The 10,131-nt window shown below is 55.6% G+C and carries 11 protein-coding genes and 1 pseudogene; 4 read left to right on the plus strand and 8 right to left on the minus strand.

The window, feature by feature from the left end; all coding sequences use genetic code 11:
- Positions 1 to 23: 23 nt before the first annotated feature.
- Positions 24 to 983 (minus strand): GlxA family transcriptional regulator, encoded by a 960-nt coding sequence (locus SB719_RS05795; protein WP_292969251.1) that lies wholly within the window; start codon positions 981 to 983, stop codon positions 24 to 26.
- A gap of 98 nt (positions 984 to 1,081) precedes the next feature.
- Entirely contained in the window at positions 1,082 to 1,858 is a 777-nt protein-coding gene (locus tag SB719_RS05800) for an MBL fold metallo-hydrolase (RefSeq protein ID WP_412159024.1), read from the minus strand.
- Between the two features lie 356 nt (positions 1,859 to 2,214).
- On the opposite strand from SB719_RS05800, the gene SB719_RS05805 reads away from it, so the two are divergent.
- Positions 2,215 to 2,991: an alpha/beta fold hydrolase gene (locus SB719_RS05805; protein ID WP_304236440.1), complete on the plus strand. Its 777-nt coding sequence runs from the start codon at positions 2,215 to 2,217 to the stop codon at positions 2,989 to 2,991.
- A 173-nt stretch (positions 2,992 to 3,164) separates the two neighbouring features.
- Here SB719_RS05805 and arsC read toward each other — a convergent pair whose 3' ends face one another.
- The 3 genes from arsC to SB719_RS05820 all read right to left on the minus strand — a co-directional run bounded on the left by arsC (position 3,165) and on the right by SB719_RS05820 (position 5,368).
- Positions 3,165 to 3,593 (minus strand): glutaredoxin-dependent arsenate reductase, encoded by a 429-nt coding sequence (gene arsC, locus SB719_RS05810; RefSeq protein WP_314687625.1) that lies wholly within the window; start codon positions 3,591 to 3,593, stop codon positions 3,165 to 3,167.
- Positions 3,594 to 3,640: 47 nt separating this feature from the next.
- Positions 3,641 to 4,924: an arsenic transporter gene (locus SB719_RS05815; protein ID WP_314687623.1), complete on the minus strand. Its 1,284-nt coding sequence runs from the start codon at positions 4,922 to 4,924 to the stop codon at positions 3,641 to 3,643.
- A 90-nt stretch (positions 4,925 to 5,014) separates the two neighbouring features.
- On the minus strand, positions 5,015 to 5,368 hold the full coding sequence (locus tag SB719_RS05820; protein ID WP_065647628.1) for a metalloregulator ArsR/SmtB family transcription factor: 354 nt from the start codon (positions 5,366 to 5,368) through the stop codon (positions 5,015 to 5,017).
- A 482-nt stretch (positions 5,369 to 5,850) separates the two neighbouring features.
- On the opposite strand from SB719_RS05820, the gene SB719_RS05825 reads away from it, so the two are divergent.
- On the plus strand, positions 5,851 to 7,329 hold the full coding sequence (locus SB719_RS05825) for a SulP family inorganic anion transporter (protein ID WP_314687620.1): 1,479 nt from the start codon (positions 5,851 to 5,853) through the stop codon (positions 7,327 to 7,329).
- An 18-nt stretch (positions 7,330 to 7,347) separates the two neighbouring features.
- A pseudogene (locus tag SB719_RS05830) lies at positions 7,348 to 7,449 on the plus strand (universal stress protein); the annotation flags it as partial.
- Between the two features lie 297 nt (positions 7,450 to 7,746).
- Here SB719_RS05830 and SB719_RS05835 read toward each other — a convergent pair.
- The 3 genes from SB719_RS05835 to SB719_RS05845 all read right to left on the minus strand — a co-directional run bounded on the left by SB719_RS05835 (position 7,747) and on the right by SB719_RS05845 (position 9,567).
- Entirely contained in the window at positions 7,747 to 8,361 is a 615-nt protein-coding gene (locus tag SB719_RS05835; protein ID WP_314687657.1) for a LysE family translocator, read from the minus strand.
- Between the two features lie 95 nt (positions 8,362 to 8,456).
- Entirely contained in the window at positions 8,457 to 9,266 is an 810-nt protein-coding gene (locus SB719_RS05840; protein ID WP_314687618.1) for an AraC family transcriptional regulator, read from the minus strand.
- 4 nt (positions 9,267 to 9,270) lie between these two features.
- Complete coding sequence (locus tag SB719_RS05845) at positions 9,271 to 9,567, minus strand: chorismate mutase (RefSeq protein WP_314687617.1); 297 nt, start codon at positions 9,565 to 9,567, stop codon at positions 9,271 to 9,273.
- 341 nt (positions 9,568 to 9,908) lie between these two features.
- On the opposite strand from SB719_RS05845, the gene SB719_RS05850 reads away from it, so the two are divergent.
- The coding region (locus SB719_RS05850) for a hypothetical protein (protein ID WP_412159025.1) at positions 9,909 to 10,131 on the plus strand (223 nt) is incomplete at its 3' end.

Genomic DNA, 10,131 nt, shown 5'->3' on the forward strand with positions numbered 1-10,131 from the left:
CGGTCCCGGCTGCCGGACCGGACTTATATCAGGCCGGGGCCGCGGAAGGTCCGCCGCCACTCGCTGGGGCTGACGTTAAAGCGGGTCCTGAAGCTCTGCCGGAACGAGACCGGCGACCGGTAGCCCGCCAGCGACGCCACGGTTTCGATGCTGTGATCGGTGGTCTCCAGCAGCTCCTGGCTGCGCTGCAGGCGCTGGGCGCTGAGCCAGTCCCCCACCGTCATGCCAGTGGCCTTGATGAAGTGCCGCGTCAGCGTGCGCCGGCTCATGCCGGAGAACCCCGCAATGGAGTCAAGATCGTGCCGCTTGTCCAGATTGCGGCGCAGGTAGTCGATAAGGTCGTTTATCTGCTCGTCGCGCGTCGTCTCTGGCACCGCATGCTCAATAAACTGCGCCTGCCCGCCCTCCCGGTACGGAGGGATCACCATCCGCCGGGCGACGCGGTTGGCCAGCGCACTTCCGCAGTGTTCGCGCACAATGTTCAGGCAGCAGTCGATGCCCGCCGCCGTCCCGGCCGACGTAACCAGCCGCTCGTCGCTGGTATAGAGCGCGTTGCTGTCAAGGCGCACCTGCGGAAAGCGTGCGGCAAAATCCCGCTCAAACTCCCAGTGCGTGGACGCCCGGCGATTATCAAGCAGTCCGGCGTAGGCAAGCACGTACGCCCCGAGGCACAGCCCCACAACTTCGGCCCCGCGCTGCCAGGCGCTGCGCAGCGCCTCCAGCAGCGCCGCATCAGGGCGCTTTTCGGGATGCTCCCAGAACGGCACAACGATGATGTCCGCTGCATCGAGCCGCTCCAGCCCGTGTTCCACATTCATTGAGATACCGATATCGGACGCCACGACGCCGGGCTGCTCTGCGCAGATATCCACGCTGAACAGACCCGGCTCGGGCATCGCCTTGTCGAAGACCATGGACGGCACGGAAAAGTGAAACGGGCTGAAGCCCGGCGTGGCGATAACAACAACGTGCAGCGTGGACATCATTCTCTACCCTTACTGATGTAAACCGCGATAATTACCTGCTTTTTTCGGCCTGGCAGGCGGCAGGCCGGAGCCTGCCGCCCGGGCGTGCTTTTGCGTCAGAAGTTCAGCGTCTCGCCATCTTCCGGCACCCGCACCCGATCCTGAATGCCGTTTTCCGCGGCAAAGGCGCGCAGCTCGTCCCGGCTCAGCAGGCAGTGGTTGACGGCCTCCATGTGCGACGCCACTACCGTGGCCGACGGCAGCACCTCCAGCGTGCGCAGCGCGTCTTGCTTACCCATGATGATGGCACCTATTCCGTCTACCGTCGCCAGGCCCATGTTCAGCACCACCACGTCAGGCGCGTGTTTTTCCAGGCTCTCTGCGTACGACGGGACCCAGATGGTGTCACCGGCCACGTACAGCGTCTTTTCACCTGCCAGCGAAAACACCAGGCCACACGCGTCGCCCAGGCGTTCGGCAACCTCGGGAATGGCATACGCCTCGTCGCTGCCATGCTGGCCGTCGGTTTTTGCGATGTTGATGCCCGCAATGACGTTGATGTCCGCCAGCACACTGACCGCCGTGAATCCCTGCGAGCGCAGCAGCGTCGCGTCGCTCTCATTCTGCGTGTAAATCACCTGGTCCTTCGGGATCAGCTGCTGCGCCGCCTCGTCCCAGTGATCCTGATGCGTGTGCGTCACGATAATCACGTCCACGTCCAGCAAATCGTCCACGGCCAGCGGCAGCGCGACCATGGGGTTGCGCAGGTGCGAACGCGCGGTACCGGGAAAGCCGGGCCAGGCGTCTTTGTCAGACAGCATCGGATCGATAAGGAAGCGAACGCCGGCATAGTCGAGCTTCAGCGTGGCGTTACGTATTTGAGTGAGTTGCATTCTTTCCTCCGTCAGAGAAACCGCAGCCGTGCGGTCTGTACATTGAGCGGACAGTATAAAAAAGGCGCCGTACCGGGCGTGAGTTGCGCTGAGGTCAATATTCGATGGAATAGGGCCAAAGATAACTCTCCGGCTGATCCTGCGTTTCCCTTCTTATGCTTTCTTTTGTACTGACTGCAGCGTTTACAGCCAGCCGGTGCCGGCAGATGCCGTAAGACCTTGTGCTGTGTTCCACATATCTTTCCGTGCGACGTCAATTTGACCCGAAACCATCACATTTTGACATTTCTGCTTCTCACAGAGCGCACCGCACGCTCTTTATACTTTTGTGACTGTTAACACACGAGGAATGAAGAATGTCTTACGCAACTACTGACGACGGCATCGAAATCTACTTTGACGCAAAAGGCCGCGGCATGCCGGTTGTTTTCGTTGCCGGGTACTTTGGCATCAGTGATATCTGGCAGGCGCAGACGGATGCGCTGTCTGAAACATTCTATACGGTCGCGTATGACAGCCGCGGCTACGGGCGCTCGGCCAAACCGCTGCAGCCTGAGGCTTACAGCATTCCCCGCCACGCTGAGGACTTAAAAGCCGTGATTGATGCCGCCGGCATCAGCGGCCCGGTCGTGCTCGTGTCTCACTCCATCGGCTGCAACATCATTTCCACGTTTGCGGTGAAGTATCCGCAGCAGGTTGCCGGACTGGTATATACCGCCTGCTACGTGGACGGTAAGCAGATGCGTGACGCGGGCATGACGGTCGACATGGTCTGTGAGGCGGTATCAACGCCCTCCGGTGCCGTGGCGTTTTATCAGCCGTTTGGCGTGACCGAAAACGTCGGCGCAGAGGCGGCAAAATGGCCGGCCCACGCGATGCAGGCCAATGCCGCGGCGTTTCTGAATCACGAAATGGCCGATCAGTATGGTGCAATTACCGCGCCAGCACTTATTCTGCAGGGCGAAAATGACGCGCCAAACCCGCTTCCGTTTGCAACGGCGCTGCAGCAGGTGCTGGGCGGCGGCGCGGAGCTGAAAATCCTGAACGGTGTGAACCACTTCCCGCCGCTGGAAGCGCCGGAAACCGTTACGGCGCTCGTGGAAGAGCATGCGAGGAAGTGCTTTGCTGACTAACCCTTTATAACGTAAAGGTTCACCGGACAGGCCACCCGACAAGGTGGCCCTTCTATTTAAAAGTGGTGACGTTCGTCGCTAAGAGCGGCCGGCCTTCTCAGGAAAAATCTGCCTCCGTGGTTCAAGGCCAGCTGTTTTTGCCTCTCCTGCTCTGTTGGCGGAATGCCAGGGTGTCAGTGGCTGATACGGTTTCCGTACTCATCGATAATCTGTTCACCATCTTCTTTCATCAATGCCCCTTTCTGTGGATCAGGCAGAATATCCAGAACGGCTTCAGACGGACGACAGAGCGCTGTACCGAGCGGCGTTACCACCACCGGACGGTTAATGAGAATGGGGTGAGCCAGCATAGCATCCAGCAGTTCGTCATCGCTGAACCGATCCTCTGCCAGACCCAGCTGCTCAAACGGTTCCGTATTTTTGCGCAGCAGTGCGCGCACGCTGATTCCCATATCTGCAATCAGCGTCTGCAGCTCAGCGCGTGTCGGCGGCGTCTCCAGATATAAAACCACTGCTGGCTCCACCCCACTATTGCGGATAAGCGCCAGGGTGTTACGGGACGTGCCGCAGGCCGGGTTGTGGTAAATAGTAATGTCAGTCATCAGTCATACTCCATACAGGCGCTGTATGCACGCAGCCCGGATCACGTTTAAACAGACAGGCGCAGGGCCAGCGCGGCCAGCGTCACAAAAAGCACCGGCAGGGTCATCACGATGCCAACACGAAAGTAATAGCCCCAGCTAACAGTGATATTTTTTTGCGCCAGAACGTGCAGCCACAGCAGGGTTGCCAGGCTGCCAATCGGGGTAATTTTCGGGCCGAGGTCGCAGCCAATGATGTTCGCGTAAATCATCGCCTCTTTTACCGTGCCCTGAGCAGTACTGCCGTCAATAGAGAGCGCCCCGACCAGCACGGTGGGCATGTTGTTCATGACCGATGACAGAAAGGCCGTCAGAAAGCCCGTACCCAGCGTTGCCCCCCAGACGCCGTGCTCTGCAAAGCGGTTCAGAATGGCTGAGAGGTCATCCGTCAGGCCGGCATTACGCAGACCATATACCACCAGATACATGCCCAGCGAGAAGATAACGATTTGCCAGGGTGCACCTTTCAGCACCTTACGGGTATCGATAACGTGTCCTTTGCGTGCGACCAGCCAGAGAATGAAGGCGGCCGCTGCCGCAACCAGACTGACCGGTACGCCAAGCGGCTCCAGCGCAAGAAAACCGGCCAGCAGCAGAATCAGCACCAGCCAGCCGGTTTTGAAGGTCCGCCTGTCACGGATAGCGTCACGGGGCATTTTTAGCTTTGTCAGGTCATAACCTGCCGGAATATCTTTGCGGAAAAACAGGTGCAGTATTACCAGCGTAGCCACTACGGAAGCCATATTCACCGGCACCATAACGGACGCATATTCGCTAAAGCCCAGCGTAAAGAAATCCGCCGTTACGATGTTGACCAGGTTCGATACGATGAGCGGCAGGCTGGACGTGTCCGCGATAAACCCAGCCGCCATCACAAATGCCAGCGTGGCAGCCGGGCTGAAGCCCAGCGCCAGCAGCATGGCGATGACAATCGGCGTGAGGATAAGCGCCGCGCCGTCATTGGCGAACAGCGCCGCCACCGCCGCGCCCAGCAGAACGATATAGGTGAACAGCAGCCGGCCTCTGCCGCCTCCCCAGCGGGAAACGTGCAGTGCCGCCCACTCAAAAAAGCCGGATGCATCCAGCAGCAGGCTGATGATGATAACCGCAATAAACGTGGCCGTGGCGTTCCAGACAATCTGCCAGACCGCCGGAATATCCCCGATATGCACCACGCCCGTCAGCAGCGCCAGCGCAGCCCCGATAACAGCACTCCAGCCAATACTGAGTCCTTTCGGCTGCCAGATAACCAGCACCAGCGTCAGAACAAAAATTGCACCTGCCAGAAACATAGTCCCTCCTTCACTACTGCACCTCACAGAATAAGCACAGCGCAACCAGAAACGTTAAATATGGAAAAGCATATATGTATAGGTAAATTTTTAAATGCAGACAGGTTTGCCATTGGTCGTAGCGTTGTCCCGCTCAGCCTGCCGGCTAAGATGCTGGATGTCATCCTGCTGACACAGATAAGCCTGTTCAATCACGGCTGCAGCCCAGGCGGGCATGTGAGGGGACAGCCGGTAATGGATCCATTTACCGTCACGCCTGTCGATAAGCAGGCCGCTGTCTCTGAGTAGCGCAAGATGCCGGGATACTTTGGGCTGGCTCTCTTTCAGTATCAGCGTCAGCTCGCATACACAGAGCTCACCTTTTTCACGCAGAAGCAGGACAAGCTTTAAACGCGTTTCGTCAGACAGCCCCTTGAAAAGCTGAAGAGGAAAAAGCTGAGGCATGATAACTCCGGGTAGCTGGCGTAAAAAGCCAGTGTGACTTTACGCGCAAATGCCGTCAACACATATGCATAAATTCATATATAAATACCAGGCTGATTCCATGTATGTTTCTGCGGTGACATGCGCAGACAGGGTTAATATACACGCTGGTACCGCTGTTCGCAGCCCTGTTCCGCTTGCTGAAACGTTGACCTCTCACCGTTTTTGTTTATAGTTTAGTGCCTGTCCTGAGAGGGACAGGCTTCGCCGTCAGCGCCCCGCCCCGGGTTTCGCTGGCTTATTGCAGTCCTGAAGGCATCCTTTTGCCGTAAAGGAGAACTCAAAAATCATGCGTCTTACGCCACCCTGAGTCGTCACCCTTTCCTGTCGCACTGAGTAGTTTCAGTCGCGCACTCAAAAACATCCCGTCTGCGGATGTGCTTTTTCGTCCCTGAATTTTTTGCCCTCACGGGCTGACTGTATCTAAAATCTGAGAAATTACTATGCTGCTGTCCTCGACGCGTAAGGACTGGCTGGGCAACGTCCGTGGTGACGTGCTCGCCGGTATTGTCGTCGCGCTCGCGCTCATTCCTGAAGCGATCGCGTTTTCCATCATTGCCGGGGTTGACCCGCAGGTCGGCCTCTACTCGGCCTTCTGTATTCCCGTGGTTATGGCCATCTTTGGCGGACGTCCCGCCATGATTTCATCGGCTACCGGCGCCATGGCGCTGCTGATGATAACGCTGGTGAAAGATCACGGCCTGCAGTATCTGCTGGCGGCATCAGTGCTAACCGGCCTGCTGCAGCTGGCTGCCGGCTACCTGAGGCTTGGCAGTCTGATGCGCTACGTGTCGCGCTCGGTCGTGACGGGCTTCGTCAATGCGCTGGCTATTCTGATATTCATGGCGCAGCTGCCGGAGCTGACCAACGTGACCTGGCACGTTTATGCGCTTACCGCCGCCGGCCTGGCCATCATCTATCTTTTTCCATACATCAATAAAACCATTCCCTCCCCGCTGGTCTGCATCGTGGTGCTGACGGCCATCTCCATGTGGCTGCACCTGGATGTGCGTACCGTGGGCGACATGGGCAAACTGCCCGACAGCCTGCCGGTGTTCCTCATTCCGGACATTCCGCTGAACCTGGATACGCTGCTGATTATCCTGCCTTACTCTGCCGGTCTCGCCGTGGTGGGACTGCTGGAGTCAATGATGACCGCCACTATCGTAGATGACATGACCGATACCCCGAGCGATAAAAACCGCGAGTGCAAGGCGCAGGGCATCGCCAACGTCTGCACGGCGTTTATCGGCGGCATGGCGGGCTGCGCCATGATTGGTCAGTCGGTGATTAACGTAAAATCCGGCGGGCGCGGGCGCCTCTCCACTCTGACGGCCGGGCTGGTGCTGCTCTGTCTGATTATTTTCCTCCGCGATCAGGTGTCGCAGATCCCGATGGCGGCGCTGGTCGCGGTGATGATCATGGTCTCCATCGGCACCTTCTCCTGGCGATCCATCACCGACCTGCGCCGCCATCCGCTCTCGACCAGCGTGGTCATGCTGGCAACCGTGGTCGTGGTGGTGGCCACCGACAACCTGGCCTTTGGCGTGCTGACCGGAGTGCTGATTGCTTCGCTGAACTTTGCCACTAAGGTAGCGCGCTTTATGACGGTCAGATCGTCACGGGAGGGTGAGACACGGATCTATACCGTGACCGGCCAGGTCTTTTTTGCCTCCGCCGATCGCTTTATGAGCCAGTTTGACTTCAGGGAAGCGGCAGAGCGCGTGGTCATTGACGTCACGCACGCCCACTTCTGGGACATCACCGCCGTTAGCGCACTGGACAGGGCGGTAATTAAGTTCCGCCGCGAAGGCGCTGAGGTAGAAATACCGGGCATGAACGACGCCACCCGTACCCTCGTTGACCGCTTCGGCGTGCATGACAAGCCGGAAGAAGCGGAAAAACTAATGGGCGGTCACTAACTGACAGGAGTTACAGCTATGAACAATACCGTTGTGGCCTGCGTGGATGGTTCGCCGTTAACCGGGCCGGTCTGTAACTACGCGGCGTGGGCCGCCGCCGGCCTTTCCGCGCCGCTGGCAAAGGTGCGCTCGGCTGTTGAGGCGGGTACCGTGCTTGCCAGTGGTGCCTCTCCGGTCATCATGGGCATTCTGATTGATAACCATATTGCCCTTCGGGTGCAGGCGCTGTTATGCCTCGTCTTTATACTCGCGGCCAGTCTGGTGGCAACCCGTGTCAGAGCTGGCGTACCGGAAAATGAAACTGATATTTCTGGCTAATCGGAACACGATACGTGAGGCAGGAAACACTGTCCGCTTTGTGCCAGAAGCGGACGTTCAATACTTCTTCTTTCAGGTGTTATTTAACACGAGTCTTTACTATTGCACCGCCATCGCCAGTCGAACCCCAACTGCACCAAAGGCCAGTGCTACGCCCAAACGAATGCCGATCATCACTCTGTGATTTCCTAATACATAATGACTAACAGACGAAGCAAAAGCGCCATACAGAGCAAATACAGCAAAAGTCATGGCCGCAAAAATAGCTGAGAGAATCAACATGCTCTGTGTGGGATGTGCATCCCCGGTAGCGATAAACTGCGGAAGGAATGCTAAGAAAAATAGCGAAAGTTTGGGATTGAGAATATTGGCAACTACCGCCTGGATTATCAGGGCTCTATGAGATAAATCCGGCCTGGAAGACTCTGCAGATAAAAGTGTCTTATCCCGTAGCGTTTGCCACGCCATAAAGAGCAGGTAAGCCACGCCGGTATACTTCACAATGGAAAATAGTATCGGACTGGCATGTAGCAGGGTAGCAAGGCCTGTAATTGCAGCCAGCATATGAGGCAACACACCGAGAGTGCATCCGGCAGCAGCCACTATTGCGCTACGCTTTCCCTGCCTGAGGCCGGCAGAAAGCGTAATGATGGCACCAGTACCGGGTGATATAACAATCAGCAGAGATGTCATTAGAAAATCATTATAAAGCATCAAAATTTTACCTCTCATCGGCAGCTGAACTAATTGCTGCAGTATTTGATTAAGAGGCTTTTTCTGTCTTGAATAAAATTGCAACGCAGAGGCGGCTAAATTTTCGGATTTTGTTGCGCGTAGAGGCCCGGCGTATAGCCATAACTGCGAACAAACAGACGGGTCATGTGGCTTTGATCCGCAAACCCGCCCGCAATGGCGGCATCAACAAGGTTCATGCCGCCCCTGATTAGCTTTCGAACCAGTGACAGGCGTCGCTGCAAAAGATAGGCATGCGGGGTCATTCCACAGTAACGCGCAAAAGCGCGTAAAAACGTAAACTGCCCGAGTCCGGCAATTGACGCCAGCTCAGTAAGAGATATGGCACTCCCCGGCGCGTCATCCATTTTTTCCTTCGCGTACAGCACGCCTTTTATGGGCATTTTCATCTGAGACCGGGGCATTTGGGCCAATGCGTTAGTCAGAATTAACAATGCTTCATCCGCAGCCAGCTTTTTTATATCGCCATTACCACTGATAATTGCCTGATATAATTGATTAAAAATTTTTGCTATGCCGGCATTCGTTGATACAGGCAGCGCAAATTCGCCGCTGGCAAATTTACCTTCGGAAATATCGATAAAGCATCGATTAATTAGCTCAGTGTCAAAATAAAGCATCCGCCAGGCTCGCGAGCCATCGAGAGGCGCCCCATCATGAACTTCTCCCGGGTTAACAGTGATGACATCTCCCGCATTCGACTCGACATATCCGCGCCCACTCAAGGATTTTTGCCCGCCGCTGTCCATCAAACCAATACCGAACTGGTCGTGAGTATGCCGCCCGAATGAGATATCGCTGTTAGCGTTTATAGCCTCAACACCCGCTACAGTTATGGGTAGAAGCTCAATGGAATGTTGACGCATGATGTCAGCCTTTCTCCTGTCGTAATTGGTCGTGTTGATCGAGTTCATAATCGATGAACGCACCGATCATAGCCCGGTAGACCTTTTCGATAATTACTGTGGGAAGTCCTGCTTCAGTCGCCTGTTTACTTACCTTATCTATGACCTGCTGAACGCGGTCTGGAGCACGCACGGCTGAATGGTCACTTTTGAAAGCAGCTGCAGCTTTAACACAATGACTGCGTTGCGCAATCATTTTAACCAATTCGCTGTCAATCTGATCAATACGACTCCTGACTTCCTCAATTGACGAAAAACTCATTTTAAACCACCTGACTAGTACATGGGTACCACAGATTACATAACTATTCGGTTTAAAACAGGTTTAAATTTGTAAAGTCTGACTGAAAGACAATAAATCAAAGACTTCAATCGAGAATAAGCGGTTATGGAGAGTGCGATAAAAAGGATAGGGGCGAATGTCCGCTTTTCGCTCTTTGCGGACGTTAAGGTAGGCAGCGGGCTGAGCTCCCCCGGAGTTAATCAGGACGGGGCTCAGAACAGTAAGCGCATTTGCTTAAGACATATCTCAATTGCCCGTTATTTGTTCAGGAGCACCTATAATTTAAGTTATCTTAAATTATACATCTGTCAGGTATCGCTATGGCCAGTTATACAGTCCGGATTGAGCTAAAGGAGCAGACCGAAAAAGCGCACATTGAGCTGATGTTTGCCATGCTTGAGAACGGTTTTTCACGAAGCGTCGTCTGCAGGCGGGGATTCACGTATGCCCTGCCGACGGACGAGTTCGTCTACGTGGGTTCTGAAAAGATTACGGATTTAATGAGCCGGGTATGCACCCTGCTGAGCAGCTTCAGTGAGGCGC

Origin of the sequence: Pantoea sp. SIMBA_079 (genome assembly GCF_046940275.1) — a bacterium.
GTDB classification, from domain to species: Bacteria; Pseudomonadota; Gammaproteobacteria; order Enterobacterales; family Enterobacteriaceae; genus Pantoea; species Pantoea borealis.

Coding starts and splice junctions, on each gene's coding strand:
- SB719_RS05795 (WP_292969251.1), bottom strand. CDS start 983: ATGTCCACGCTGCACGTTGTTGTTATCGCCACGCCGGGCTTCAGCCCG.
- SB719_RS05800 (WP_412159024.1), bottom strand. CDS start 1,858: ATGCAACTCACTCAAATACGTAACGCCACGCTGAAGCTCGACTATGCC.
- SB719_RS05805 (WP_304236440.1), top strand. CDS start 2,215: ATGTCTTACGCAACTACTGACGACGGCATCGAAATCTACTTTGACGCA.
- arsC (WP_314687625.1), bottom strand. CDS start 3,593: ATGACTGACATTACTATTTACCACAACCCGGCCTGCGGCACGTCCCGT.
- SB719_RS05815 (WP_314687623.1), bottom strand. CDS start 4,924: ATGTTTCTGGCAGGTGCAATTTTTGTTCTGACGCTGGTGCTGGTTATC.
- SB719_RS05820 (WP_065647628.1), bottom strand. CDS start 5,368: ATGCCTCAGCTTTTTCCTCTTCAGCTTTTCAAGGGGCTGTCTGACGAA.
- SB719_RS05825 (WP_314687620.1), top strand. CDS start 5,851: ATGCTGCTGTCCTCGACGCGTAAGGACTGGCTGGGCAACGTCCGTGGT.
- SB719_RS05835 (WP_314687657.1), bottom strand. CDS start 8,361: ATGCTTTATAATGATTTTCTAATGACATCTCTGCTGATTGTTATATCA.
- SB719_RS05840 (WP_314687618.1), bottom strand. CDS start 9,266: ATGCGTCAACATTCCATTGAGCTTCTACCCATAACTGTAGCGGGTGTT.
- SB719_RS05845 (WP_314687617.1), bottom strand. CDS start 9,567: ATGAGTTTTTCGTCAATTGAGGAAGTCAGGAGTCGTATTGATCAGATT.